Below are 25,060 nucleotides of genomic sequence, written 5' to 3' on the forward strand. Positions count from 1 at the left end.
GCCCCCTACTGCTCAAGCAGCGATTGCGTCCGCCAGGGACCGCCGGGCCGGTTACGCCAGCGCACCGTGATGTGGCTATCCGCGGGAGCGCTCATCCTTCGGGCCACCCGGACCATGAGCTGCCCGCCGGCCGGCAGCTCAGCTGCGGTCGTGCGGGCGCCGATGACGCGCATCGACTCCGGAACCTCGACGTGGACGTCCAACGCGGCTCCCTCACCGACATCGGTCAAGGTGGCCGCGGCGCTGCCGGTCCGCTCGAGGCGCCACCGGACCGCGCGCTCCTCGGCCTCGACCTGGGCGCGCTGCTCCTCCCGTTGGGTCACGTCGGCGGACCGCTCAGAGGCGTCGGCCGACCGCTTGGCTTCGGTCGCCGACCTCTCGGCCGCCAGCGTGGACCGCCGGCTGTAGAGGAACGCCGCCACCGACACCAGCAGCGCGACCACGGCGGTCACCCCGACGACCACGTCCATCACTCAGCCAGGGAAGCAGACGCGCGCCACCGGTCCGCAGAGGGCTGGCGGCGCGGAGGTGACGCTTCTTCTGGCTCCCGCAGCCGGTGCACTCCGACAGCTGCCCTGCGGCGATCGACCCGGGGTAGGGCACCAGCGGGGCATAGCCCGCCGCACGGAGGCGGCGCTCCACCCCGCCAGCGTCGACGAGCACCGTCCACCCCGTGTGGCAGATGACGCGTAGGAGTGGGTGGTCCGGCCGTCCCGCCGGTTGCGCAGCAACTGCTGCGCAGCTGGCGCTCCATGGCAGGGAAGTGGCCGTTATCTGTCATGTCATCGGGTGACGACGAATCAGCTGGTTTGAAATGCACAGTGCGGTCTTCGACGGCGTCGTGAGGCGTGCAGGCTCGGCGGCGGCGCCGCACAGCCGAGGCCCGAATGGAGGACGGGTGCTCCGCTCAGCTCCGCCGAGCGCAGGCGGGCTTGGGTGCAGGAGGCTTGCACTCGACCGGATGGTCCGTGCACTCCTTCCAGCTCTGGAAAGTGCGGTCAGGCAGGCGCAGGAAGTCGTGACCCGATGCGCCAGATGCGGTCACTCGTCGGCTAGTCCCTGGCTGTTGTCCGCGAACCAGGCGCCCGACTTCAGCCCGGCGCCGAGCACCATGCCGGCGAGCAGTCCCCAGCCGCCTCCGGCGACGCCCACGGCGGCTCCCATCCACAGGCCATTGGCGTCCTCTTTTGCCGGCCCGGCGGCGTCGGTGGGTGCGGCGCCGAACGTCTCGTTGTCCCGCGCAAGGACGACGCTGTCGGTCAGAACAGAGGCTGCGCACAGCGCAAACGGATTGGTGGTCCCCCGACGGTCCTCGCGCAGCAACCGGTCGGCGGTGGAACGAGTGTCGCGGACGACCCGGTCGGCTTCGGCGACGTCGGTGGCTCGGTCGATCGAGTCACACAGGTCATCTAGCTGCGTGAGCGCGTCGTCCTCTTCGGCGGTGGCCATTCCGCGTCGGCGGATCTCCTGCCGAAGCCTGGCGTTCGCGGAGCGCCGATCTACCTGGGGGACCTCGCTGCGAATCATCCGGCGCAGCAGGTAGTTATGGAGCGGACCGGCTCCCAGTGCCAGGATGTTGAGCGCTGCGGGGTCCTGCGGTATCGCCGTCTCTCCTGATGTCATCCACGCCGGGAGGTCGGGCACCGGCGCCCCCGATACCGCTGCGTCCTGCTTGTGGTCAATACCCCACGCCAGAGAGCCGATGGCCGCGCCATAGATGCCACCCAAAAGTCCGCCGGCAAGCTGGCCGACCACAGGGAAGGCGGTGCCAGCGGCAACGCCAAAGCCCGCCCCGACCAGCCCCCCGTCGACGTCGGACATCGCCGGTCCCCGCGCCCCTTCAGGCAGCGCCGATAGGTCGGCGAAACCGGCGAGTGCAGTGCGGGTGTTTGCGGCGGCGTCGTACATGATGCTCGCGAGGGCGACGGCGACCGGGCTCCCCGTGGTGCTGTAAATGTCCTGGGCGGCGTCGGCCACATCGACCAGCGGAGCCTGCTCGCCACTGTCGACGCGCTCCGCGTACCCGATCAGCCTCTCCAGCCGTTGCCGGTCGCCAGCGTCGATGACTTCGTGGTCGCCAAGCCCAGCAAGGCGTGCCCGGCGGTAGGTCGGCCAGTCGCCGTCGGCGTCACGTAGCGCCCTCATATGCTCCGAGACGAGATCGCGGTGCTGATTTCCCGCTCGGACGGCGAAGTCGCGGAGAGCATGCGGGGTTTCGGACATGAGTGCTTCCCTGTCAGTGAGGGTCCTCTGTCAGTGGAAAGCCGACGGTAGGGCCGCGACCACTGGGCGTGAAAGCAGCGACGGTCGACGTGCTTGTTGCGCTGACGTTGCGCAATGCCGCAATGGCAGCCTGTACGGACTGACCCGGCCGCGGGTCGATGCCGCCGGTGCCGTCATCGTCACGCCGCCGGTCGATGACCCCGGCTACGGGACGCTGAGGCGGTACGCGAGCGCGGCCGCCGCGGTGGTCGGCGGGCTGGGTGAACGTCGTCGCGGAGGGGGCGCCCGCGGCCGCAGGGGACACCACGCCGTTGTGAGCGCGCTCCGGGGCTGTGCCCGGCGGGGCGCCGCCCGATCCTCGCCGGGCGGCGGCGGTGCTCAGCGGTCGGTCGGGTCGGCCCGGGTCAGCACGCGGTAGCGGGCGTAGAGGCTGCTCCACGCCATGAGGTCTTGATGGTCTCCGGCAGCGGGCCGCTGGCATCGTGAAAGGCCGCGGCATCGGTCAACCGGTCGCTGGATAGCCCATAGCGCTTCTCGAACGCGCGCAGCTGGACGCGCATGGCGTCGAGTTCGGCGGCGGCGCCCCGGCGGTACACCAGCGGCGGGAGCGGCCGGGTCACCCGGTGGGCGTTGATCGGATCGGGGCGGCCCTCGTCGGCGGCGAACTCGGCGTCGCTGCGCGCCACCAGCTCGGCGTACTGCTCGCCGGACAGGGCGGCGAGTCTGGCGGCCGCGGTCTGCAGATCCGGCTTCGGCTCGGTCATAGCCCCATCGTGCGTCTCGGTCCGGCGCGGGCTCAACCTTCCCGCTGGTGCCCGCGCCGCGGCCGGCGACGGGGGGCGGCCTCGCCGCGGCGCCGGGTCAGGCCCTGGCGCTGTCCGCCAGCTGCCGGGCCAGCTCGAGCACCCGGCCAGAGTCGCCGTCGCGCAGCAGGTCCGCCGGCCGCCGGCCGCCGAGGACCCGGTTCGGCCCGGTCAGCCAGGCGGCGACGGCCAGCGGCTGCAGCGCAGGCGTCAGCGTGGTCACCACCTCGCCGACCCCGAGCAGCGGAGCCCGGCCGGCGAACTGGAACACCGGATAGACCGGCCGCCCATCCCGGTTGTGCAGCTGCAGCAGATCCGGAGCCCGCCGCACCTCCTCTGGGCTCAGGTCGAGCAGCCGGGCGGTGTCCGCCTCGTTGAGGGCCGGGCCGATCTGCGCGGCCCAGCGGTCATCGTCGGTGTCCACCTGCACGGACGCAGTCTGCCGCGGAGGGTGGGCCTGCGGGCCGTTCGTGGCCTGTCCGGTGTCGGTGGGGTGGCCTACGGTCCGCGGATGTGAGGAGTGAGCGCCGGCCGCTGCCGGCCGGATGGCTGACGTTGACCGAGGTCGCCGCCCGGCGCGGCGATCCGAACCTCGCCGGGGTCGGCGGGTGGGTGTACCGGCAGGTGCGGGACCGGACGCTGATCGCGACGGAGGACGGCGACACCATCCGCGTGCCGGCGTTCATGCTCACCGCTGACGGTGAGCCCCGCCCCGAGCTGCGCCCGCTGCTGGAGGCCCTGCGCGGCGCCGGGCTGGACGGCCCCACCCGAGCCGCCTGGCTGTCCGCCCCGAACGAGGAGCTGGCGGGCGGCGTACCCGAACAGGTCGCCGTCAGCGACCCGCCGCAGGCGCTTCGAGCCGCCGCCCGGTTCGCCACCGCCGCAGGGGCGGCCCGGTGACCGGAGATGAGACGCCGGGCGGAGAAGCTGCAAGGGAGTTCGTCGACGTCACCGGCGTCCGTGTGCTCGGCAACTACGTGCTCAAGCTGACCTGGGCCGACGGCGTGGTGATGATCGTGGACGTCGAGCCCTACCTGAACGGCCCGGCGCTGGAACCGCTGCGAGACCCGGCGGTCTTCGCCACGGTCACCGTCGACGCCGAGGCCGGCACCGTCGTCTGGGACAACGGTGCGGACCTCTCCCCCGAAGAGCTGCGCCGCGTCGGGCGCCGGGTCAGCGGGCACCCGCGCCGGAGTCGCGGCGGGCAGTTAGCCGCCGTCGATGCCCTCCTCGCTGAGTGGGAGACCGCCAGGAAGGTCAGCACCGAAGAGGAGATGAACCAGGCCTTCGGACTTACCAGGGGCCGCCCCGTGGAGAAGCGGCTCCACCTTGAGCAACTGCGCCGCCTGCTGGTGCACTACGTCGTCGCCGGCAAGGTCGCCGCCGACCCGAACGGCATGCGGACGCTGGCCTGGGGCAGGCTGTCCCGGCTACGCAAGCAGCATCCCTTCGCGTCCCCGTGGCATTCCCAGTGGGAACGGCTGCTCGACGGTCCGCTGCTGAACCTGCTTGATGCGCTGACCTCCCGGTCGCAGTACGCGCACGACCTGCGCCAGCGAAGCCCGTGGGAGGGCGTCCTCACCGCCGCCGAGGAGGAGCAGGTGCGCGCGGTCGCCCACGCCGTCACCGGCACCGCCCCGTCGACCGAGCGGACAACCCCCGGGGACGGGCGATGACAGCGGTAACCCGCCTGCACCGTGCGGCCAGCCCGGCGACGCTGGCCGAGGCGTCGCGGCGGTTCCTGCGCCGGGACGCGTTCGAGCCGACCACCCGCGACGCCTACGGCCGCACCCTGACCGCGCTGGCCGACGTCGTCGGTGCCGACACCGATGTGGCCGCGGTGACCACTGAACAGCTGGAGGACGAGCTGCTCGCGCGGTGGGCGAACGCCGCGGCCACCACCTACAACCGGCACCGCGCGGCGCTGCTGAGCTTCTTCGGCTGGTGCCTCGACCGCGGCTACCTCGCCGCCAACCCGGCGGCGCTGGTCGAGCCGCGCAAGGTCCGCAAGCGCAGCGAGGACGAGCGCCGGGAGCGGCCCATCAGCCGCGACCTGCTCGCCGAGCTGTGGACCCTCGACGGTGTCACCGGCCGCGACCGGCTGTTCTGGCGGATGGCCTACGAGACCTGGGCCCGCGCCGACGAGCTGCTCGGGCTCAACATCGAGGACCTCGACACCGGCCGCCGCGAGGCCCGGGTGCACGGCAAGGGCGGCGACGTCGAGACGGTGTGGTGGGCCACCGGCACCGCCCGACTGCTGCCCCGCGTCACCGCCGACCGCACCGCCGGGCCGCTGTTCCTCGCCTCCCGTAGACCGACCCAACCGATGCCCGCCGCCGACGTCGACCCGATCAGCGGCCGGGCCCGGCTGTCCTACCGGCAGGCCGAGCGGATCTTCGCCGAGGCCGGACGGCGGCTGGACCCCGACGGCCCGCCGTGGACCCTGCACCGGCTCAGGCACGCGGGCATCTCGCACGCCGTCGAGGACGGCTACTCGGTCGCGGCCATCCGCGCGAAGTCGCGGCACGAGTCGCTCCGGTCGCTGGAGATCTACACGAACCCCAGCGCCGACTCGATCCGCGCGATGACCGACGACCTCGACGGCACCGCCCGCCGGCGCCGCCGGCAGGGCACCCACTGAACGGGCGCGCGCAGGCGCTGGTCATGCTGCTCGCGCCCTATGCCGACCCGGAGTTCGAGCAGATCGGCCGGCTCGTCGGAGTGCCGCCGGCCGTCGGCGAACGCGCCCTGCGCCTGCTGGCATCGGACCAGGTCACCGCGCGCTGCAACGGTGCGCAGCCGCCCATGTCCTGGCTCGTGCCGCAGGCCGACCTCCTCGGCGGGCAGCTGGTCGGCGGGCTCGCGCCGGGCCGGGCCTACGTCCGCTTCGATGGGGTGCAGCTGGCCCCGGGGTCGGCCCGCGTACTGGCCCACCGGATGGCCGCGGAGTGGCCGGCGTCCGCGGAGGCCGGCGACGCCCTGACCGCAGCGGTCGCCGAGACCTGGACGTCGTGGACGGCCCGGCAACCCTCGTGGACCGGGACCGGCATCGACCTGCTGAGCGGGGCGCTGCCGCCCGACACCGCCTGCGTGGGGTTCTGGTGGGACTGACCTGGTGCCGCCGTTGCGGCAATGCGGCACTGCGGCAGACCGCGCGGGGTGCGCTGGCGGCGGGCAGGAGCAGCCGTAGCGTGCCCCGGTGAGGAAACGGGGGACGCGGCGGTGACGAGCGGCAACGGGGCGTGCAGCACTCCGGGCTGCGGGAACGAGTCGCGGTGGCCGCGGCGCAACCGCGGCATGGGGTTCTGCGACGCCTGCCTGACGGGGCTGGTGCAGGTCTGCGACGCAACGGTGGTCCGGCTCGGCGACGGGCCGCGGGACCGGTTCCGTACCCGGCACGACCCGTGTGGTGCGGTCGCGGACATCTCGCTGGCGATGCTGCGGCGCGGCGGCTGGGTCTGCCAGATGTGCAAGTGGCTCGAGCTCGGGCCGCCGTACCGGGCGATGAACGCCTCCCGCCGGGACTGGCCGGTGGCACTCCAGGAGCAGCTGCTCGCCGCCGCCGGGATGCGGTCGGTGCTGCCGCTGGGTGACGCGGACGGCTTCGACCCGATCAACTACGAGTGCCTGCAGTGCGGAGGAGCGCAGGCCGACAGCCTGGACGGCATCTACGGCGGCGTGCGGGCGTCCTGGCTGCCGTGCGCGCACTGCAACGCCGCGCGGTTCCGTCCGACGACCGAGACGGTTGCCGCCCGCTTCGAAGCGCTGGGCCTGCAGCTGCTCGACGAGTTCGACGGGGACCCCGGCCGGCCGCTGCAGGCCGTATGCCGGCGCTGCGGCGCTCCCCGGGCGGTGGCGTGGACGGCCATCTGCTCGGGCACCCCGCCGTGCCTGCGCTGCGACGGCGCCCGGCTGGACCCGGACGCCCCGCATCGGGTCTACCTGGTGCACTTCCCGCACCTCGGCGACGTCGGCGTCTTCAAGGTCGGCATCACCCACTGCACCGACGACGGGCGGCTCAATGCTCACCGGCGCGTCGGAGGCGTCGTGCTCGACACCGTGCAGGTCCGCGACCGGGCCACCGCGCTGGTCCTCGAGCGGCGTGTCCTCGAGCGCTACCTGCCCGCGGCCACGGTGTCGTTCCCGCCGGAGCTGCTGCCGCACGGCGGCGCCACCGAGTGCTGGTCCGCGCACGCCGGCTACCCCGACCTTGCTCACGCCGCCGACGGACTGGCCCGGTAGCAGTCGCCGTCGGCGAAGTTGCCCCACAGGTTGTGGGACGACTTCAACGGCAGCGGCGCGGCTCCGCCTTCACGGTCCGCTCAGCGCAGCGGGCGGTCATCGGGGTCCTCTGTCCGGGCGCCCTTCTGCACGTTGCAGAGCCAGTGCGCGAGCTGGGTGTTGTCGCGGCTGTGCGCGCCGCCCGCGACGAGCGGCACGACGTGGTCGAGGCTCGCCGACGCGGGGTCCGGCCAGCGCAGGTCCCGGTCCACCGGGCCACCGCAGAGCCGGCAGTGCCAGCCGTCCCGCTCGAACACCTCGATGGGGTCGAAGCGCTCGACGGTCGCGCCTTCGAGGCGGACCCGGCGGGCGTGCCGGGCGGTCGACGACGAGGTGCGGCGCCGCTCCTCGGACAGAGCGGTCCGCGCGGCGGTCCAAAGGGTGATGGGATGTCGGGCGGCCACCGGAACGCAGACCACCGCCTCCCAGCGGAACTCCCGGCCCTCGGGCGTCACGTCGCTGATGAGCTCGTGCGTCCAGTGCAGCGTCTTCCCGTCGACCTCGAACGGGCCCGAGCGCTGCTGGCCGGAGGGGTCGAACTCACCGATGAGGCCGGACCCCCGGCCGTCGACCGAGGCGGTCTGCACGAGGTGGTGGCCGGAGGTGTGCTGTGCGAGGAAGAAGCCGTGGGGGGCGTGCTCAGGAACGCGCGGCAGCTCCTCCGGGCGCACCCACTCGTAGACGGTGACCTCGCCGTCGCGCTCCACCACATCGCCGGAGCGCGGGCTGAATCCGTCGAACTCGTAGCGCAGGCCGTTGTCCGCCGGCGTCGGGAGGGTGGCGAACACCCGCGGGGACGGGTCCTGCCGCGGGTCCGGCATCGGCGCGGGCCGGGGGATGGGCAGGTCGGCGCCCTTGTCGATCAGCCGGTTGAGCTGCCGACCGAGCTTAGTGTTGCACCGGTCGCTGCAGACGTGCCGGTCGCGGTACCTCCAGAAGGCGTTCGCCGGCACCGGCTGCCCGCACTTGACGCACGGTTCGCCTCCGGCCGCTCGGCCGTCGGGGTGCCGCAGCAGCGCGTTGCGCCACTGCCAGTAGTCGTCGATCTGGGCGTGGTCGGCCGCTCCCGCGGAGCTGGTCGTCACGGGCTTCCTCTCGGGTTCACTGCTGGGCGACGCGGTTCTCGCTGATGATGCGGCCGGTGACCCGCACGAACGGCGCGGCTCGCTCGTTCAAAACGGACGGGCGTCACCCCCTGCTGCCGAACTCCGAGCCCTCCGAAGCCCACCAGGCGTGCGACCTCGCCCCGACGGTCAACTTCCGTCCAGGGGCCGACGGGCCCGGCCGCCCGGCTCGCGTGCCCGCACCCTCGGCGACCAGCCGCTGAACGGCTCGTAAGGTCGGTCCACCGGCCCGCAGCACGAGGCCGGACACACGGGGGAGCGGGGAGCGGTGCGGCTACGCAGACGGGCGGCGATGTTCCGGGCGGCCGCGGTCGAGTCCATGACCCTGGCCGTGGAGCTGTTCAACCGGCCCAGCCCGGTCGCGCGCGACCACGCCGTCGTCATGATGGCCGCGCACAGCTTCGAGATGTTGCTGAAGGGGATCATCTTCCAGGCGCGCGGCACCGTGCGGGAACCCGGCTCGGAGGACTCGCTCAGCCTCGGCCGGTGCATCGACATCGCCGCCGACGACCTCACCGTCTTGCGACCCGACGAGCGGGTCGTCCTGCGCTCCCTCAAGCAGGACCGGGACGCCGCCACCCACGACGTGATCGTCATGGCCGAGGAGCTGCTGTGGGTGCACATGCGCTCCGCGGTCACCATCTTCCAGCGGCTCTCTCGCGACGTCCTCGGCGTCGAGGAGGCCGCGCTGCCCGGCCGCGTCCTGCCGGTCAGCGCAGCGCCGCCCGAGGACCTCGGCCTGCTCCTCGACCAGGAGGTCGAGGCCGTCCGGCAGCTCCTGCAGCCCGGGCGGCGGCGCCGGGATGAGGCGGCCGCCCGCCTCCGCCCTCTGCTCGCCCTCGACGGCAGCGCCACCGGCCGCAGCGACCCTCCCACCGACCGGGAGGTCGCCCGCGCTGAGCGGGCCTTGCGCGCCGGGAATGACTGGCGCACCGTCCTGCCCGGGCTCACCACCCTGAGCGTCCGCAACCGCCCGCACCCGGACGCCAGCGAGATCGTGCTGCAGGTCGGGAAGGCCCCGGACGCCGTCCCCGTCCGCCGCGCCCACGCCGGCGAGGACGCGACCGCGCTCGCCTACCGCCAGTCCAACCCGTTCGACGAGTTCAGCATCAAGCTGATCTCCTTCGGCGAACGCCTCGGCCTCAGCCGCCAGCAGGGACTGGCGATCGTAGAGCACCTCGAGCTCAAGGACGACGACCGGGCCTACTTCATCCGACGCAACCGAAACGGCAACGTCGTATACCAGGGGCTCAGCGCGCGCGCCCTGCACCTCGCCCGTCAGGCCCTCGACGACGGCCTCGACGTCGACGCGGTCACCCAGGCCTACAACGCCCGCCGCCGACCCGGCGCGAAGGCCCCGCCCCGCCGCGCCGCGCCAGCCGAGAGCGCGTAGCTCCATACCAGGAGGTCTTGTAGTCACGGACAGCAGGAAGCCCCCGACGGCCGAGGGTCGTCGGGGGCTTCTTGTCCTGCTCAGCGGTCCGTGCTGCTCGGGTCGTCCTCGGCCGAGAGCTCCGGCTGGTCGCCGAGGAGGTGCCGCTTGAGCCGGCCGAGCCGTCGGCGCTCCACCTCGGCGTCGAGCACGGTGTGCGGGGCGTTGCGGCGGCGGAGCCCGCCCGACGCCTCGACGTTCCCGCCGATGGACCAGATGAGCCGGATGCTGAGCGCGCGGACCGCCGACGCGGTCAGCGTGGGCCCGCCGTGCTGGCGGATGCGCGCCGCCAGCGAGGTCAGCCGCCTGCTGGTCACCGGGCGCACCTTCCGGTCGAGGAGGAAGCCGTCGGCGTCGAAGGTGTCGATCGGCCGCCGGTAGAAGACCGGGTCGTCGGGGCTGAGCGCCGGGACGCCGGCGCGGCGCACCTCCTCGGGGCGTCCGGCGGGGCCGGCGTCCGCGGCCCACGCTCGGCCGCGTGCGTGGCCAGGGCGGCCACGTGCTGCGGCGTCGACGGCCGCGTCTGCGCCCGGTGCAGCCGGCTGTTGCGCACGGTGATGGCGGCCTCGGCCAGGTCGAGGTCGCCGCAGCGCAGGGACAACAGCTCACCGGCCCGGGCCGCCTCGATGAGCAGGTGCTGCAGCAGCAGCCCGTCGAGCGCCGGGTCGTCGCCGGTGGAGACGGCGAGGGCGTAGGCGGCGTGGAACTCCTCGAGGGAGAGGTGGGTGAGGCGCGCGGGGCCCAACGCCACCCGGTCGAGGACGGGCCGGCAGTCCGGCACCTCCGCAGGCTGGCCCTCGGGGATCGGGTCGGGGGAGTGGGCGTCGGGGCTGGGGGTGACGGTCACGGCCGTCTCCTTCCTGTTCGCCGGCGGGGCCGGCTTTGGTGGGACGCCGGTGACGGTGCGCTGCTGCCCGAGTTGCGCAGTCACCCCGCGGGAAGCCCCGCCTGCCATGTCGGTGCGGCCCGGTCCAGCCGCCGCGGGGCCCGGAGACGCCGCAGGCCCACCGGAACGTCGCGGTGGGCCTGCGGAGGGGGTGGCGGGCTACGGCTGGTCGCCGTCCCGCCGCGGCTCGAAGAGCTGCTCCTTGAGCTTGGCGAGCTCGTCGAGCCGCTCCTTGAGGTAGTGATCGGTGGTGGTGCCGCCGTCGTGGGCCAGGTGCAGCTTGGCCATCTGCTGGTCGGCGGCCTTGTAGATCATGCGCCCGCTGGTGTGGCGGATGTCGTGGCAGCGCAGCTCGACGTTCTCCGTCCACGTCAGGTGGCGGCGGATGCGGGTGAACAGCGACTCGATGCGCTTGCGGGTGATCGGTCGCACCGTGCGGGAGACGAAGTAGCCGTTCTCATCGAAGGTGTCGACCGGCTGGGCGTAGAAGACCGGCGAGGTGGCGGTCAGCGCGGGGATGCCGTGCCGCCGCTCCTCCTCGGAGGCGTCCGGCGGCGCGGCCACCCGCGGACCGCGCACGATCGTGTGGGTCACCAGGTCGGCCAGGTGGGTGCGGGTCGTGGGCCGCCACCGCCAGGTCTTCTTCTTCTGGTCCCAGTAGCGGATCCGGCAGTTGGCGACGTCGAGCCCCTCGCAGGTGCTGTCCAGCAGCGCGCCGCGGCGCACGCCCTGGATCAGGAGGTGGCGCAGGATCAGCCCGTCCAGGGTGGGGTCCTGCCCGGTGCTGACCGCGACGCCGTAGACCTCGAGGAACTCCTCGGGGGTCAGCGAGCGCGCCGTGGCCTCCTGCCGCGCCGGCAGCGTCACCTTCGCGGCCGGATTGGTGTGGACCTTGCCGGTGTCGACCAGCCAGGTGAACATCCACCGGCAGCCCTGGATGAACGACTCGCGCGCCCCGCGCCCGTCGCTGTGCAGCAGGTTGCGGCCCTTCTCCTCGCGCTTGACGTTGCGGGCGACGGTGCGCTTGAGGCCACGGCGCTCCGCCCACCAGGCCGCGTCCTCGATGACCTCGCGGTTCACCTCGTCGGCAGGCAGCTCCGGCACGCCGCGGAAGCGCTCGGCGCAGTCGCCGTAGGGCTCGCCGTCCGGCATGGCGCAGCTGTCGTGGTGGCCCGCGGCTCCGCCCGGGCACGGGCAGGTGCCGCTGGCGCAGGCGGGGCAGGGGCAGGGGCACATGTCAGGCAGCCCGTCGACCAGCAGCCGCAGGTAGGGCGCCCAGGTCTTCTCGCTGCGCGGCTTGTGCTTGCGCATGGCCGTGATCGCGTCGGCGACGGCCTGCTGGACCCGGTAGATCTGCTCGGCCGTCGGCGGCGCGGCGAAGGCCGCGTCGATCATGGCGGGGTCGTAGCCCTGCGCGATGAGGGCCGCGCGCATGGCCTCGCGGGTCGCCTCCCCGCCGGTGGGCGTGGCGGTGGTCATCGTGGTCTCCGTTCGGTCGGCGGCAGCGGTCCTGCCGCGGGACGCCGGGGACGGTGCGGGTCAGCCGACGCTGCGCAGTCGCCGTCCGGTGCCCGGGTCGTCGGCCGCCGCGTCGGGCGCGTCGGGCGCGACGAGCGGCTCCGTGACCGGCTCGGCGGGCAGCTCGGCGGTGAGGTGGGTGCCGGAGCGGTCGGCCGCGGGGGAGGGGCTGCGCAGCCCGTCGAAGGCGTCCGCGAGAGCGGCGGTGAGGCGGCTGGCCGCGGTGAGCACGACGGTCCGGCGCTCGGGGTCGATCCGGGCATAGACGTCGGCGCCGTCGGGGATGCCGACGGCCTGCCGCACCGCGGCGGTCAGGGTGAGCCGGCCGCGGGCGTCCAGCGGCAGCGGCGCGGCAGTGAAGTTGGGCCGGGGGCCGTCGGTCGCGCCGGGCAGGAAGACGGTGATCACCGCGCCGTCCCGCTCGGCGGGCACCCGCGTCGCGGTGGCCACCTCCAGCGGCAGCATGAGGCGGCCCTTGCCGTCCAGCGCCCGCAGCACGGTGTTGCTGCGCGCCGGCGCCATCGCGGCGTCCATCGCCCAGATGCCGGAGACGTCGACGGCAGCGCCGGTCTGACCGGTGGAGGCTACGGCGGCGAGAGTGAGCGCGTCGGTGGGCACCCGCTCGCCGACGCCGGTCAGCAGCGCCCCGATGCCGGCGAAGGAGGCCGGCAGCCCCGCCGGCGCGGGCGTGGCCGTCGGGGCGGCGGTCCGTCGGGGCGCGTTCGGCACGGAGGACGCGGGGGTCGGCTGCGGTGGGCCCGCGGCCCGGCGGCGTGCGCCCGCGGGCTTCGGTGGAGCGGCGTTGGGCATTGCCCGGACCGTCCGTGCCGCCACCTGCTCGGCAGTCGCGCCCAGGACGCGCCGCAGCACCGCTGCGTCGGAGGCGGCCGTGACCGCCGCAGGGGAGGGGATGGTTGCCGATCGAGGATCGGCGGGGACCGTGTCAGTCGTGGACGCGGAGCGTGGCTCCGGCCCGAGCAGGTGGGAAGAATCCCACTCCGTGGTGTCCGAGGGGGGACTTGAACCCCCACGCCCGATAAAGGGCACTAGCACCTCAAGCTAGCGCGTCTGCCATTCCGCCACCCGGACGAGTGCGAGGCCAAGACTACCCGACGCCCTGCGCGGCCCGGCACGGGTACCCCGCCGTGTCGCATCGCCCGGTCGTCCGTGCCCCTCGGCGGCGGGGGCGGGCCCGTAGTGTCGCCGGGGTGGAGAACCGAGGTCCCGTCCAGGCCCAGGCCGAGGTCGCCGAGCTGCTCAGCGAGCTGATCCGGATCGACACGACCAACACCGGCGACACCGCCACCAGCGCCGGCGAGCGGACCGCCGCCGAGTGGGTCGCCGGCAAGCTGGACGAGGTCGGCATCGGCTCGCAGATCCTGGAGTCCGAGCGCGGCCGGGCCAGCCTCGTCGCCCGCATCCCCGGCGCCGACCGCAGCCGCCCGGCGCTGCTGGTCCACGGGCACCTCGACGTCGTCCCCGCCGACCCGGCCGAGTGGAGCGTGCACCCGTTCTCCGGCGAGGAGCGCGACGGCTACGTGTGGGGCCGCGGCGCCGTCGACATGAAGGACATGGACGCGATGGTCCTGGCGCTGGTGCGCGAGTGGGCCCGCACCGGCGTGCAGCCGCCGCGCGACGTCGTCCTCGCCTTCGTCGCCGACGAGGAGGCCGGCGGCCGGCTCGGCGCCCGCTGGCTGGTCGACGAGCACCCCGACCTGTTCGCCGACTGCTCCGAGGCGATCAGCGAGGTCGGGGGCTTCTCCATCACCGTCCGCGACGACCTGCGCCTCTACCTCGTCCAGACCGCGGAGAAGGGCCTGGCGTGGATGCGGCTGACCGCCGGCGGCCGGCCCGGGCACGGCTCGTTCGTCCACGACGACAACGCCGTCACCCGGCTGTGCCAGGCGGTCGCGCGGCTGGGCTCCACCCGGCTGCCCACCGTGCTGACCCCGCCGATGCGCCAGTTCCTCGCCGCGGTCGAGGAGGCCTACGGCATCGAGATCGACCCGGACGAGCCGGAGGAGGCGCTGGCCCGGCTGGGCAGCATCAGCCGGATGATCGGCGCGGCGCTGCGCAACACCGCCAACCCCACGATGCTCACCGCCGGCTACAAGACCAACGTCATCCCCGGGACGGCGAGCGCCATCGTCGACGGCCGCTTCCTGCACGGCCAGGAGGAGGAGTTCGAGCGGCAGCTGGCGAGCCTCGTCGGCGAGGGCGTCCAGCGCGAGTGGCTCGTCCACGACCAGGCCGTGGAGACGACCTTCGACGGCCCGCTGGTCGACATGATGACCGAGGCGCTCACGGCCGAGGACGACGGCGCGCGGCCGGTGCCGTTCACCATGAGCGGCGGCACCGACGCCAAGAGCTTCGAGCGCCTGGGCATGCGCTGCTTCGGCTTCTCCCCGCTGCGGCTGCCCGCCGACCTCGACTTCGCCTCGCTCTTCCACGGCATCGACGAGCGGGTGCCCGTGGAGTCGCTGCGCTTCGGCGTCCGCGTGCTCGACCGGTTCCTGCGCGGCGTCTGACGCCGTCCTCAGCAACGATCATGGCGCCGTGGCGGCGACACGCCGTCGGCCGTCGGCGTGTCGCCGTCACCGCGCCATGATCGCGGGAACGGAGGGCCGGTCGCGCGGGGACGGGACAGGACGGGCGGCGTCAGCGGAGGGCGCCCGTGGTGTGATGCCGGGGTGACCTCTCCCACACCTCCCGGCCCGGGTTCCGTCGCGCTGATCACCGGAGGGACCGGCGGCTTCGGCCGCGCCCTCACGCAGAAGCTCCGCGAGCGGGACGTCACCGTCGTCGCCGCCGACCTCGACTCCGAGCGCAACCGGTCGGTGGCCGAGGAGCTCGGCGCGCACTTCGTCGCCCTCGACGTCACCGACCGCGCCGCCAACGAGGCCGTCGTCGCGCAGGTGGAGGCCGAGCACGGCCGGCTCGACGCCGCCTACCTCAACGCCGGCATCTCGGCCGCCAAGAGCGACGACGCCCTCGACCTCGACGAGTTCATGCGCGTGGTCGACATCGACCTGTTCGGCGTCGTCTACGGCGTGCAGGCCGCGCGCCCGGCGATCAAGCGGGCCGGCGGCGGCGCGATCGTGGTGACGGCGTCGCTGGCGGGCCTGTCGCCGATGCCCACCGACCCCGGCTACAGCGTGGCCAAGGGCGGCGCGATCGCGTTCGTCCGGTCGATGGCGCCGCGGCTGACCCGCGAGGGCATCACCATCACCGCGATCTGCCCCGGCTTCGCCGACACCGCGATCATCGACCGCATCCGGCACGAGTTCGAGGCCGCGGACTTCCCGGTCATCCCGGCCGCCGAGGTCGCCGACGCGATGGTCATGGCCTGGACCTCGGGCGAGCCCGGCGCCGCGTACGTCATCCAGCCCGGCGTCGGCACCGTGCCCTACAAGTTCAAGGGCGTGCCCAGCGCGAAGACCGCGACCGGCGAGACCGCCGTCGTCCCCGAGGCGCTGCGGCCGCCGTCCATGCTCTGACCGCTCCTGCCGGGGGCCGGTGACCGGCGTCACCCGGCCTCTGGCAGGGTCGGCGCATGCGTGCATGGCGGGTACACGAGCTCGGCGACCCCTCGGAGGTCATGCGGCTGGAGGACGTCGAGGAGCCGACCCCGGCCGAGGGCCAGATCAAGGTGCGCGTGCGCGCGGCGGCGCTGAACTTCCCCGACGTCCTCATGGCGCAGGGGCGGTACCAGGAGCGCCCGCCGCTGCCCTTCACGCCCGGCGTCGAGCTGTGCGGCGAGACCGAGGACGGGCGCCGGGTCATCGGTGGCCCGGCCGGCGGCCCCGGCGCGTTCGCCGAGTACGCGCTGATGAACGCCCGCGACGCCTGGCCGGTGCCGGACGGCCTGTCCGACGAGAAGGCCGCCGCGCTGTACCTCACCTACCAGACCGGGCACGTCGGCCTGCACCGCCGGGCGCACCTGCAGGCGGGGGAGTGGCTGCTGGTGCACGCCGGCGCGGGCGGCGTCGGCTCGGCGGCGATCCAGCTCGGCAAGGCCGCCGGCGCCAAGGTGATCGCCACCGCCGGCGGCGCGCACAAGGTCGAGGTCTGCCGCGAGCTCGGCGCCGACCACGTCGTCGACTACACGGCCGAGGACTTCGTCCCCGTCGTCAAGGAGCTCACCGGCGGCGAGGGCGCCGACGTCGTCTACGACCCGGTCGGCGGCGACGTGTTCGACAGGTCGCGGAAGTGCATCGCCTTCGAGGGCCGGCTGCTCGTCGTCGGGTTCACCAGCGGGCGGATCCCCGAGGCGCCGGCCAACCACGCGCTGGTCAAGAACTACAGCGTCGTCGGCCTGCACTGGGGCCTGTACAAGAAGAAGGACCCGGCCGTGATCGGGCAGACCCACGACGAGCTGGTCCGGCTGGTCACCGCGGGCGCGATCGACCCGCTCGTCGGCCAGGTCCTGCCGCTGGACCGGGCGCCGCAGGCGCTGGCCGCGCTGGCCGACCGCGGCACCGTCGGCAAGGTCGTGCTCGTCCCCTGAGGACGCACCCCTGAGGACACGACAGGGCGTGCTCCCCACCCGGGGAGCACGCCCTGCGCCGTCTCCGCGCCGGCTAGGTGACCGGCATCGGCAGGTAGGACAGCCGCGCGCGGCGCCGCAGGACGACCTTGCGGGTGCCGTCCGCGTGCAGCTGGAGGCGGGCCAGCTCCCACCCGCCGACGTCGGATTGGAGGCTCAACATGGTCGCCGCTGCGGAACGGGACGTGCCCGGGGGGATCCGCAGCGGCGCGTACTCCCAGTCGGCGGCGTTCACCCGCCCGATGTTGCCACGGTGGACACCTGCCGGTCACCAGGGTGCCGGTCCCCGGACTGCCGCTGCCGGGGACCGGCGGCAGGATGGACGGCGACCCGATCCGCACCCGAGGGAGGACGACGTGACCGATCCCGGTTCCGCCACCGACGCCGACCGCGCCGAGCAGGAGGCCCTCCTCGAGCCCGCGGCCCCCGCCGGGGCCGGCGACGCGGGACCGGTCGGCGACCTCGACGCGAACGAGGCCGACGCGCTCGAGCAGCAGCTGTCGACCGCGCCGGGCTCGGCCGGCCCGCTGCGACCGGTCGGCGACGTCGACGCCAACGAGGCCGACGTGCTGGAGCAGGAGGCGGACGTCCCCTTCGACGACGACGACCGCACCGTCTGACCGAGGGATCGTCCGTGGGGGCGAGCAGACCCCCGGCGCGGCGGTCGTGGCGACCACGCCCACCGGCGACCCACCACGCCGACGACGCTCGCCGCCCGGGCGCACGAGCAGCCGCGCCCGCTGCTCGCTCAGGCGCCGTCGAGCCCCGGGTAGTCCGCCCCGGGCGCCTCGGCGGGCGGCCGCAGCAGGGTCACGGTGGCCCACCCCTCCTGCAGCAGGGCGTCGTCGGTGCCCGGCTCGGGCCCGTCGGGGGTCTCGTGGAAGGTGAGTGTCACGAAGTCCTCGCCGGCCTCGCCGACCTCGACTGCACCGCGCCGAAGGTCGCCAGCCGGGCCGGGCACAGCCCGCGCAGCCGCTCCGGCGGGACGTCGGGGGCGTTGACGTTGACCACCACCGGCCCCGGCGCGTGCCCGAGGGTCCACCGCAGCGCCCGGCGGGCGACCTCCTCGGCGGTGGCCCAGGCGTGCTCCGCGGCCGGGTCGGCGGTGCCGGCCAGCGACACCGCCAGGGCGGGCAGCCCGTGGGTGGCGCCGGTCAGCGCGGCGCCCACGGTGCCCGAGTGCAGCACCGCCGTGCCGGTGTTGGGGCCCCGGTTGACGCCGGAGAGCACGATGTCCGGCCGCGGCCCGAACGCGCCGCGCACCCCGGCGAAGGCGATGAGCGCGGGGGAGGCCTCGACGGCCAGGGTGCGGACGGTGCCCGTGCCGGGCGGCTCGTGCTCCCGGACCGCCAGCCGGTTCCCCTGCAGGAGCGCGGTCAGCGAGGCGCTGGACCCGCTGTACTCCTGGTCGGGCGCGGCCAGCGTCACCTCCAGGCCTGCCTCCGCCGCCACGCGGGCCAGCAGGTGCACTCCCGGGCTGTCGATCCCGTCGTCGTTGGTCACCAGTGCGTGCACGCGGCCCCCTCCCGGTCGGGTCGGCGCCCTCGTGCCCCGCGGGAGCGTCCGGCACACCCGTCCGGGGTGGCCGCGTCCCCGGGCCCGCACCCGCCCGGCATGCTCGGCGGGTGCCCCTCGTGCTGGTGTTCCTGCTCCTCGTCGCGCTCGTGCTGCCGCTGCTGGCCTGGTCGCTCGCCGGCCGCCGGTTCTGGGCGGACCTGCGCGGCCCGGGCACCCGCGACCTGCGCGCCGAGGTGGTCGCCCGGCACGGGCTGAGCGGCGCCGAGGCCGACACCGTGCAGACGGCGGTGACCCGCGGCCGGCCGGTGGACGACGCGCGGCTGCGCCCGGCGGCCGCCGACTGGGCCGGCACCACGCTCACCGTCCTCGACGAGCAGCACGCCGCGCACGCCGGCCGCGACCGCGCCGCCTCCGTCGTCCTCGGCCTGGCCGGGCTGTGCCTGCTGGCCGCGGTGGTGCTGGCCGTCGTGCTCGACGCGGGCGGGGTGGTCTACCTGCTGGTGGTGCTCGCCGCGGGGGCGATCGGCAACCTGGCGCTGCTCCCGGCGACGGTCCGGCGCAACCTGCGGCGGGCGCGCACCGTCAACGGCGGATGACGTTCCGCTTCCCCTCCGCCGGTGGGTGTGGTTAGGCTTCCCTTACCGTCGTCTCGAGGGGGAGCCATGACCACCTGCCCGGGTACTCCGGCGCTCTCCGTCGCCGGCGCCCCCGAACGGGCCCGCACCGCCGCGACCCGCAGCGCCGCGGCGCTGTGCGTCGCCGGCCGCGAGCCGGGCCGCCCCCTCGCGCACGCCACCACCGCCGCCGGGCAGGTGCTCGTGCTGGTCCCCGCCGACGGCGAGGTCGCCGCCGCCCTCGAGGCCGCGCCGGACCGGGACGTGTCGGCGCTGCTGATGGTCAGCGACCGCGCGCCGGTGCCGCTGCGCGACCCGGTGCGGGCGACCCTGTGGCTGGCCGGCTGGCTCACCCCGGTGCCCGAGGTCGACCGGCGCGCGGCCGCGGTGGCCTTCGCCGAGGTCCGGCCCGAGGGCGCGCTGCTCGACGTCGGGACGTCGGCCACGCTGCTGCGGCTGGACCTCGCCGAGGTCGTGCTGCGCGAGGGGGACGCGTGCGCCGAGGTCTCGCCGGGCGAGTTCGCCGCCGCCCGCCCCGACCCGCTCGCCGCCGTCGAGGCGCGGATGCTGCAGCACCTCGACCGCGACCACCCCGACGTGCTCGCCGTCCTGCGCAGCCGGGTGCCGGCCGGGCCGGGGGAGACGGTGCGCCCGCTGGGCGTCGACCGGTTCGGCTACCGGCTGCGGGTGGAGCGGCCCGGCGGGCACCGCGACGTCCGGGTGCCCTTCCCGCGGCCGCTGACCTGCCCCGGTCAGCTGCGCGCGGCGACGTCGCAGCTGCTGCGCGCCCTGCGCGCGGGCCTCGCCCGCCGCGACTGAGCCCGCCGGGCGGCGGACATGGCCATCTCCGCCGCCCCGGTCAGGCGTCCAGGTTCTCGCGCAGCAGCCCGGCCAGGCGGGTGCGCCGCGGGCGGACGTCGACCTCCCGCACCGCCCGCGCCAGCGCCGCGCCCGACGCGTGCACGATCGACAGGTGCTGCTGCGCCCGGGTGAGCGCGGTGTAGACCAGCGGCCGCGACAGCATCCCGCCCGCCTCCGGCGGCAGCACCACGACGACGCCCGGCCACTCCGAGCCCTGCGCGCGGTGCACCGTGATCGCCCACCCGTGCCTGAGGTCGGGCAGCGCGTCACCGGTCACCGTCACCGGGCCGGAGGAGAAGTCGACGGTCAGCGAGCCCTCGCCGGTGCCGGTGACCACGCCGACCTCGCCGTTGGCGAACCCGATCGGCTCGAGGTCCAGGTGGTTGGCGGTGGCCACCACCCGGTCGCCGACGTCGAAGCCGAACACCGTGCCGTCGCCGGGGTTGAGCCGCTCCTTGAGCGCCCTGTTCAGCTCGATGGTCCCCGCCGGCCCGCGGTGCACCGGCGTCACCACCTGCACGTTGCGCGGGTCGATCCCCAGCGCCCGCGGGATCGAGTCGGTGACCAGCTGCACCACCCGCCGGGCGGCCTCGCCGCTGCCCGTGGCGGGCACGACCACCACCTCGCGGTCGGGGGAGTCCACCGGCGGCAGCTGCCCGGTGCGCACCGCCGACGCCAGCCGGGCGATCGCGCCGCCCTCGGCCTGCCGGTAGAGCGTGGTCAGCTCGGTCACCGGGACGACGCCGGAGTCGATGAGGTCGCCGAGCACGTGGCCGGGGCCGATCGAGGGCAGCTGCGCGGGGTCGCCGACCAGCAGCAGGTGGGTGCCGTCGGGGCAGGCCTCGATCAGCGCCGCGGTCAGCTCGACGTCGAGCATCGACGCCTCGTCCACCACGACGACGTCGGCGTCCAGCGGCCACTCCTCGTTGCGGGCGAACCCGCCGCCGAAGCCCTGCGCGCCGAGCAGCCGGTGCACGGTGACGGCCGGGTGGTCGGTGAGCTCCTCCAGCCGCTTGGCCGCCCGGCCGGTGGGCGCGGCCAGCGCGACCTCGGTGCCCTTGGCCCGCAGCAGCCGCACGATCGCGGCCACGGTGCGGCTCTTGCCGGTGCCCGGGCCGCCGGTGAGCAGCGAGACGCCGGCGCCGAGCACCTGCGCCACGGACTGCTCCTGCGCCTCGTCGAGCCCCTTGGACACCGACCGGACGGCGGCCGGGTCGGCGATCCGCTCGGCGGTGGCGGCCAGCCGGGCCACGCCCTCGGCGACGGCCTCCTCGGCCATGCCGAACCGGGCCAGCGACAGCATCCGCAGCGCGGGGTCCGGCTCCGGCGGCTCCTCGTCGGAGGACTCGTCCCACTCCGGCTCCGGCGGCTCGTGGTCGAGCACCTCGCCGGACTCGACCGCCGCGACGATCGCCGCCGCCGGGTCGCTGACGCCCTCGGCGCGCAGCGCGGCCACGACCAGGTCGGCGGGCAGCACGGTGTGCCCGTCCCGGCTGGCCGTGCGCAGGGTCATGACGACGATCGCGCGGCCGCGGCGGGAGTCCTGCCGGTCGGCGCCGGGCAGCAGCGAGATCGCCAGCCGGTCGGCGTCGGTGAGGGTGACGCCGTGCAGCCCCAGCAGCGCCCACGGGTCGTCGCGCAGCCGCCGCGCGGCGTCGTCGCCGAGGGCGTCGGCCGCCGAGGACGCCAGCTTCGCCTCCAGCCCGGCCCGCACCAGCAGCTCGACCACGCCGTAGGTGGGCTGGGCCGACAGGAACGAGGAGAACAGCCGCTCGGCGCGCTGCTTGCCGACCCGCGGCATCTTCAGCAGCTTCGCGGCGGTGACGTCGTCGGGGGAGGTGATGCCGGCGGCGGGCAGCTCGGCGGCCGCCCGCTTGCCCAGGCCCGGCCACAGGCCGGCGGCGACGAAGGCGGCGAAGACGGGGTCGGGGGCGGGAGCGGTGCTCACGGAGGTCGTCGTCATCGGGCGGTGCGCTGGTCCGGGTAGGAGAAGTGCGGCGCGGAGACGTCCTCCAGCGCCGTGCGGATGGCCGCGGGCAGCCGGACGCTCTCGGCGTCCAGCGAGGCCTGCAGCTGGACGGCGGTGCGGGCGCCGACGACGGGCGCGGCGACGCCGGGGCGGTCGCGCACCCAGGCCAGCGCCACCGCCAGCGGGGTGGTGCCCAGGCCGTCGGCGGCGGTGGCGACCGCCTCGACGATCCGGTCGGCGGTGGCCGAGCGCAGGTCGTCGACGAACCCGGCCCACTGCGGCGAGGCCCCGCGCGACTCCGCCGGGGTGCCGGTGCGGTACTTGCCGGTGAGCAGCCCCCGGCCCAGCGGGGACCAGGCGAGCACGCCCAGCCCCAGCGCCTCGGCGGCGGGCACGACCTCGCGCTCGACGCCGCGCTGCAGCAGCGAGTACTCGACCTGGGTGCTCACCAGCGGCGTGCGGCCCGGCCAGGCGCGCTGCCAGGTGGCGGCCTGCGCGGTCTGCCAGCCGGTGTAGTTGCTCACCCCGACGTAGCGCACGCGGCCGCTGGCGACGGCGGCGTCGCAGGCGGCGAGGGTCTCCTCGACGGGGGTGTGGTCGTCCCAGGCGTGCAGCTGCCACAGGTCGACGTGGTCGACGCCCAGGCGGGCCAGCGACGCGTCCAGCGCGGCCAGCAGGTGCCCGCGGGAGGCGCCGCGGCCCAGCGGCCCGGGCCCGGTGCGGCCCACGGCCTTGGTCGCGACGAGCACCTCCGACCGCGGGACGACGTCGGCCAGCAGCCGGCCCAGGGTCCGCTCGCTGTCGCCGTCGCAGTAGACGTCGGCGGTGTCCACGAGCGTGCCGCCGGCGTCGACGAACGCGGTGAGCTGCAGCGCCGCCTCGTCCTCGTCGGTGTCCCGGCCCCAGGTCATGGTGCCCAGCGCCAGCCGGGAGACGACCAGGCCGCTGCGTCCCAGCGCCCGTTGTTCCACGACCGGCCAACCTACCGTCGCGGACCGACACCGGCCGGTGGGCGCGGCGGTGTGAGGACGGCGACCCGCGTGGTGCCCGGCCGGTCCCGGGGGACCGACCTAGGCTGTCCTCCCGTGCTCCGACCGAACCCGCGCACCGCGTCCCGCCCGACCCCCGGAACCCGGGGCTGAGCGGCGGTGGGGTGGTTCGAGGCCGTCGTCCTGGGGCTGGTGCAGGGGCTCACGGAGTTCCTGCCGATCTCCTCCAGCGCGCACCTGCGCGTCGTCGGGGAGGCCGCGGGCTGGGGTGACCCGGGCGCGGCGTTCACCGCGATCACGCAGATCGGCACCGAGGCCGCGGTGCTCCTCTACTTCCGCAAGGACATCGCGCGGATCGTCGTCGCCTGGCTGCGGGCGCTGCGGCACCAATCGCGGCGGTCGGACCCCGACGCCCGCATGGGCTGGCTGATCATCGTCGGCAGCATCCCGATCGTCGTCCTGGGCCTGCTGTTCCAGGACGACATCGAGACGACGTTCCGCGACCTGCGGATCGTGGCCATCTCGCTGGTCGCGTTCTCGCTGGTCCTGTACTGGGCCGACCGGGTGGGCCGCAAGAAGCGCGAGCTGGCCGACCTCAGCGTCCGCGACGGCCTGCTGTTCGGGCTGGCCCAAGCGATGGCGCTGGTGCCGGGCGTGTCCCGCTCCGGCGGCACGATCACCATGGGCCTGTTCCTCGGCTACACCCGCGCGGCCGCCGCCCGGTACTCGTTCCTGCTGGCCATCCCGGCGGTGCTCGGGTCGGGCTTCTTCCAGGTCTACGAGGCGCTCACCGGCGACGTCGCGGGGGAGACCGTCTCCTGGGGGCCGACGATCCTGGCCACGGCCATCGCGTTCGGCGTCGGCCTGTCGGTGATCGCCTGGCTGCTGCGCTACCTCGACCGCGGCACGTTCACGCCGTTCGTCGTCTACCGCGTGGTGCTCGGCCTGGCCCTGCTGGCGCTGGTCGGCGTCGGGGTGCTCGCCCCGCGCTAGCGCCTAGGCTCGGGCGTCGTGACCACCGTCATCCTCCTGCGGCACGGCCGGACGACGGCGAACGCCGGCGGCGTGCTGGCCGGCTGGACCCCGGGCGTGCGGCTCGACGAGACGGGGGAGGAGCAGGTGGCCGCGGTGGGCCGGCGGCTGGCGCCGGTGCCGCTGGCCGCGGTGGTCAGCAGCCCGCTGGAGCGCTGCCGGCAGACCGCCGAGGCCGTCCTCGCCGACCGCGACCTGGAGCTGCAGGCCGACGACCGGCTCGGCGAGGCCCGCTACGGCGACTGGACCGGCCGGCCGCTCAAGGAGCTGGCCGAGGACCCGATGTGGAAGGTCGTGCAGCAGCACCCCTCCGCCGCGGTGTTCCCCGGCCCGGAGGGGGAGGGGCTGGCGCAGACCCAGGCCCGCGCGGTGGCCGCCGTCCGCGAGTGGAACGCCCGGCTGGGGCCCGACGCGGTGTGGCTGGCGTGCAGCCACGGCGACGTCATCAAGGCCGTCCTCGCCGACGCCCTCGGCCTGCACCTGGACGCCTTCCAGCGGATCGTCGTCGACCCGGCGTCGATCTCGGTCGTCACCTACACCGAGACCCGCCCGTTCGTCGTCCGGATGAACGACACCGGCGGCGACGTCGCGGCACTCCTCCCGAAGGAGGGGACGGCCGACTCCGACGCCGTGGTGGGCGGCGGGGCCGGGGCGGCCACGACCTGAACGCAACCGTCCGCCTCCCCGCGTAACCTGGGCGCGTGCCTCGCCAGGTCTTCCGCTTCGACCGCCCGTCCCGGTTCGTCGCCGGCACGGTGGGCCAGCCCGGGGACCGCACCTTCTACCTGCAGGCGTCCGACGCCGAGGGGCGCGTGGTCAGCGTCGCGCTGGAGAAGTCGCAGGTGCAGGTCCTCGCCGAGCGCATGGACGAGCTGCTCGACGAGATCGCCACCCGCCCCGGCACCGCCGTCCCCGCCACCGCCGACGTCGACGACCTCGAGCCGCTCACCGCGCCCGTCGACGAGGAGTTCCGCGTCGCGGCCATGGGCCTGGCCTGGGACGGCGAGGCGCAGGCCGTCGTCGTCGAGGCCGTGGCCGCCACCGACGAGCCGGTCGACGAGGAGACGATCCTGTCCGACGCCGAGGAGGGCCCCGACGCGCTGCGGGTGACCATCACCCCCGGCGCCGCCCGCTCGTTCGTGGCCCGCGCCCGCCGCGTCGTCGCCGCCGGCCGGCCCTCGTGCCCGCTGTGCTCGCTGCCGTTGGACCCGACCGGGCACGTCTGCCCCCGGCAGAACGGCTACCGCCGCTGATCCCCGGACGA

29 protein-coding genes and 1 tRNA gene are annotated in these 25,060 nt (G+C 75.0%); 15 read left to right on the top strand and 15 right to left on the bottom strand.

What is annotated here, in order from left to right:
- Nucleotides 1-5: 5 nt before the first annotated feature.
- From ACI79L_RS20160 to ACI79L_RS20175, 4 genes are all read right to left on the bottom strand, one after another.
- Nucleotides 6-473, bottom strand: coding sequence for a hypothetical protein (locus ACI79L_RS20160; RefSeq protein WP_456938495.1), 468 nt, complete (start codon nucleotides 471-473; stop codon nucleotides 6-8).
- A 568-nt stretch (nucleotides 474-1,041) separates the two neighbouring features.
- Complete coding sequence (locus ACI79L_RS20165; RefSeq protein ID WP_456938496.1) at nucleotides 1,042-2,223, bottom strand: hypothetical protein; 1,182 nt, start codon at nucleotides 2,221-2,223, stop codon at nucleotides 1,042-1,044.
- A 404-nt stretch (nucleotides 2,224-2,627) separates the two neighbouring features.
- Nucleotides 2,628-2,987: a hypothetical protein gene (locus tag ACI79L_RS20170; RefSeq protein WP_456938497.1), complete on the bottom strand. Its 360-nt coding sequence runs from the start codon at nucleotides 2,985-2,987 to the stop codon at nucleotides 2,628-2,630.
- 97 nt (nucleotides 2,988-3,084) lie between these two features.
- The gene (locus tag ACI79L_RS20175; RefSeq protein WP_456938498.1) at nucleotides 3,085-3,456 is read right to left on the bottom strand and encodes an antitoxin Xre/MbcA/ParS toxin-binding domain-containing protein; all 372 of its coding nucleotides are present in this window, start codon (nucleotides 3,454-3,456) and stop codon (nucleotides 3,085-3,087) included.
- Nucleotides 3,457-3,539: 83 nt separating this feature from the next.
- Here ACI79L_RS20175 and ACI79L_RS20180 point away from each other — a divergent pair, with 83 nt between their 5' ends.
- From ACI79L_RS20180 to ACI79L_RS20200, 5 genes are all read left to right on the top strand, one after another.
- On the top strand, nucleotides 3,540-3,926 hold the full coding sequence (locus ACI79L_RS20180; RefSeq protein ID WP_456938499.1) for a hypothetical protein: 387 nt from the start codon (nucleotides 3,540-3,542) through the stop codon (nucleotides 3,924-3,926).
- The gene (locus tag ACI79L_RS20185; protein WP_456938500.1) at nucleotides 3,923-4,702 is read left to right on the top strand and encodes a DUF2442 domain-containing protein; all 780 of its coding nucleotides are present in this window, start codon (nucleotides 3,923-3,925) and stop codon (nucleotides 4,700-4,702) included. Before ACI79L_RS20180 ends, ACI79L_RS20185 begins: the two co-directional genes overlap by 4 nt.
- Nucleotides 4,699-5,667, top strand: coding sequence for a tyrosine-type recombinase/integrase (locus tag ACI79L_RS20190; protein ID WP_456938501.1), 969 nt, complete (start codon nucleotides 4,699-4,701; stop codon nucleotides 5,665-5,667). Before ACI79L_RS20185 ends, ACI79L_RS20190 begins: the two co-directional genes overlap by 4 nt.
- 23 nt (nucleotides 5,668-5,690) lie before the next feature.
- A complete protein-coding gene (locus tag ACI79L_RS20195; RefSeq protein WP_456938502.1) occupies nucleotides 5,691-6,137 on the top strand; it encodes a hypothetical protein in 447 nt (148 codons plus the stop codon).
- Nucleotides 6,138-6,248: 111 nt separating this feature from the next.
- Complete coding sequence (locus ACI79L_RS20200; RefSeq protein ID WP_456938503.1) at nucleotides 6,249-7,268, top strand: hypothetical protein; 1,020 nt, start codon at nucleotides 6,249-6,251, stop codon at nucleotides 7,266-7,268.
- Nucleotides 7,269-7,348: 80 nt separating this feature from the next.
- Here the strand turns inward: ACI79L_RS20200 and ACI79L_RS20205 are convergent, their stop codons facing one another.
- The gene (locus ACI79L_RS20205; protein WP_456938504.1) at nucleotides 7,349-8,392 is read right to left on the bottom strand and encodes an HNH endonuclease; all 1,044 of its coding nucleotides are present in this window, start codon (nucleotides 8,390-8,392) and stop codon (nucleotides 7,349-7,351) included.
- A gap of 307 nt (nucleotides 8,393-8,699) precedes the next feature.
- On the opposite strand from ACI79L_RS20205, the gene ACI79L_RS20210 reads away from it, so the two are divergent.
- On the top strand, nucleotides 8,700-9,824 hold the full coding sequence (locus ACI79L_RS20210) for a DUF3644 domain-containing protein (RefSeq protein WP_456938505.1): 1,125 nt from the start codon (nucleotides 8,700-8,702) through the stop codon (nucleotides 9,822-9,824).
- Between the two features lie 80 nt (nucleotides 9,825-9,904).
- Here ACI79L_RS20210 and ACI79L_RS20215 read toward each other — a convergent pair whose 3' ends face one another.
- The 5 genes from ACI79L_RS20215 to ACI79L_RS20235 form a co-directional block, all read right to left on the bottom strand.
- Complete coding sequence (locus ACI79L_RS20215) at nucleotides 9,905-10,180, bottom strand: hypothetical protein (RefSeq protein WP_456938506.1); 276 nt, start codon at nucleotides 10,178-10,180, stop codon at nucleotides 9,905-9,907.
- On the bottom strand, nucleotides 10,177-10,710 hold the full coding sequence (locus ACI79L_RS20220) for a hypothetical protein (protein WP_456938507.1): 534 nt from the start codon (nucleotides 10,708-10,710) through the stop codon (nucleotides 10,177-10,179). Before ACI79L_RS20220 ends, ACI79L_RS20215 begins: the two co-directional genes overlap by 4 nt.
- 198 nt (nucleotides 10,711-10,908) lie before the next feature.
- Nucleotides 10,909-12,228: a hypothetical protein gene (locus ACI79L_RS20225; RefSeq protein ID WP_456938508.1), complete on the bottom strand. Its 1,320-nt coding sequence runs from the start codon at nucleotides 12,226-12,228 to the stop codon at nucleotides 10,909-10,911.
- Nucleotides 12,229-12,288: 60 nt separating this feature from the next.
- Nucleotides 12,289-12,996, bottom strand: coding sequence for a hypothetical protein (locus ACI79L_RS20230; RefSeq protein WP_456938509.1), 708 nt, complete (start codon nucleotides 12,994-12,996; stop codon nucleotides 12,289-12,291).
- Nucleotides 12,997-13,268: 272 nt separating this feature from the next.
- Nucleotides 13,269-13,356 (bottom strand) — tRNA-Leu (locus ACI79L_RS20235).
- Nucleotides 13,357-13,475: 119 nt separating this feature from the next.
- Between ACI79L_RS20235 and ACI79L_RS20240 the strand changes: the two genes are divergently transcribed.
- From ACI79L_RS20240 to ACI79L_RS20250, 3 genes are all read left to right on the top strand, one after another.
- Nucleotides 13,476-14,795: a M20/M25/M40 family metallo-hydrolase gene (locus ACI79L_RS20240; RefSeq protein ID WP_456938510.1), complete on the top strand. Its 1,320-nt coding sequence runs from the start codon at nucleotides 13,476-13,478 to the stop codon at nucleotides 14,793-14,795.
- 162 nt (nucleotides 14,796-14,957) lie between these two features.
- On the top strand, nucleotides 14,958-15,764 hold the full coding sequence (locus ACI79L_RS20245; RefSeq protein WP_456929045.1) for an SDR family oxidoreductase: 807 nt from the start codon (nucleotides 14,958-14,960) through the stop codon (nucleotides 15,762-15,764).
- Between the two features lie 56 nt (nucleotides 15,765-15,820).
- On the top strand, nucleotides 15,821-16,774 hold the full coding sequence (locus ACI79L_RS20250) for an NADPH:quinone oxidoreductase family protein (RefSeq protein WP_456938511.1): 954 nt from the start codon (nucleotides 15,821-15,823) through the stop codon (nucleotides 16,772-16,774).
- A gap of 73 nt (nucleotides 16,775-16,847) precedes the next feature.
- Here ACI79L_RS20250 and ACI79L_RS20255 read toward each other — a convergent pair whose 3' ends face one another.
- On the bottom strand, nucleotides 16,848-17,048 hold the full coding sequence (locus tag ACI79L_RS20255) for a DUF5703 family protein (RefSeq protein WP_387989578.1): 201 nt from the start codon (nucleotides 17,046-17,048) through the stop codon (nucleotides 16,848-16,850).
- A 121-nt stretch (nucleotides 17,049-17,169) separates the two neighbouring features.
- On the opposite strand from ACI79L_RS20255, the gene ACI79L_RS20260 reads away from it, so the two are divergent.
- Complete coding sequence (locus tag ACI79L_RS20260) at nucleotides 17,170-17,433, top strand: hypothetical protein (protein WP_456938512.1); 264 nt, start codon at nucleotides 17,170-17,172, stop codon at nucleotides 17,431-17,433.
- Between the two features lie 128 nt (nucleotides 17,434-17,561).
- On the opposite strand, the gene ACI79L_RS20265 is transcribed toward ACI79L_RS20260, so the two are convergent.
- Nucleotides 17,562-17,708 carry a hypothetical protein gene (locus ACI79L_RS20265; RefSeq protein ID WP_456938513.1) on the bottom strand — a complete coding sequence of 49 codons (147 nt, stop codon included), beginning with the start codon at nucleotides 17,706-17,708 and terminating at the stop codon, nucleotides 17,562-17,564.
- A complete protein-coding gene (surE, locus tag ACI79L_RS20270) occupies nucleotides 17,705-18,328 on the bottom strand; it encodes a 5'/3'-nucleotidase SurE (protein WP_456938514.1) in 624 nt (207 codons plus the stop codon). The genes ACI79L_RS20265 and surE overlap by 4 nt, the downstream gene beginning before the upstream one ends.
- Nucleotides 18,329-18,438: 110 nt before the next feature.
- On the opposite strand from surE, the gene ACI79L_RS20275 reads away from it, so the two are divergent.
- Both ACI79L_RS20275 and ACI79L_RS20280 read left to right on the top strand, forming a co-directional pair.
- Nucleotides 18,439-18,927 carry a hypothetical protein gene (locus ACI79L_RS20275; RefSeq protein ID WP_456938515.1) on the top strand — a complete coding sequence of 163 codons (489 nt, stop codon included), beginning with the start codon at nucleotides 18,439-18,441 and terminating at the stop codon, nucleotides 18,925-18,927.
- A 66-nt stretch (nucleotides 18,928-18,993) separates the two neighbouring features.
- Nucleotides 18,994-19,764 (top strand): DUF2470 domain-containing protein, encoded by a 771-nt coding sequence (locus tag ACI79L_RS20280; protein ID WP_456938516.1) that lies wholly within the window; start codon nucleotides 18,994-18,996, stop codon nucleotides 19,762-19,764.
- Between the two features lie 40 nt (nucleotides 19,765-19,804).
- Here the strand turns inward: ACI79L_RS20280 and ACI79L_RS20285 are convergent, their stop codons facing one another.
- Entirely contained in the window at nucleotides 19,805-21,754 is a 1,950-nt protein-coding gene (locus ACI79L_RS20285; RefSeq protein ID WP_456938517.1) for an AAA family ATPase, read from the bottom strand.
- A gap of 11 nt (nucleotides 21,755-21,765) precedes the next feature.
- Nucleotides 21,766-22,746 carry an aldo/keto reductase gene (locus ACI79L_RS20290; protein ID WP_456938518.1) on the bottom strand — a complete coding sequence of 327 codons (981 nt, stop codon included), beginning with the start codon at nucleotides 22,744-22,746 and terminating at the stop codon, nucleotides 21,766-21,768.
- Between the two features lie 177 nt (nucleotides 22,747-22,923).
- Here ACI79L_RS20290 and ACI79L_RS20295 point away from each other — a divergent pair, with 177 nt between their 5' ends.
- From ACI79L_RS20295 to ACI79L_RS20305, 3 genes are read left to right on the top strand one after another with little or no spacing between them, the layout of a single operon-like run.
- Nucleotides 22,924-23,757, top strand: a complete 834-nt coding sequence (locus tag ACI79L_RS20295; RefSeq protein ID WP_456938519.1) for an undecaprenyl-diphosphate phosphatase — start codon at nucleotides 22,924-22,926, stop codon at nucleotides 23,755-23,757.
- An 18-nt stretch (nucleotides 23,758-23,775) separates the two neighbouring features.
- A complete protein-coding gene (locus tag ACI79L_RS20300) occupies nucleotides 23,776-24,462 on the top strand; it encodes a histidine phosphatase family protein (RefSeq protein WP_456938520.1) in 687 nt (228 codons plus the stop codon).
- A gap of 35 nt (nucleotides 24,463-24,497) precedes the next feature.
- On the top strand, nucleotides 24,498-25,049 hold the full coding sequence (locus tag ACI79L_RS20305; RefSeq protein WP_456938521.1) for a DUF3090 family protein: 552 nt from the start codon (nucleotides 24,498-24,500) through the stop codon (nucleotides 25,047-25,049).
- Nucleotides 25,050-25,060 lie beyond the last annotated feature (11 nt).

This window comes from Geodermatophilus sp. SYSU D00684 (assembly GCF_054050455.1).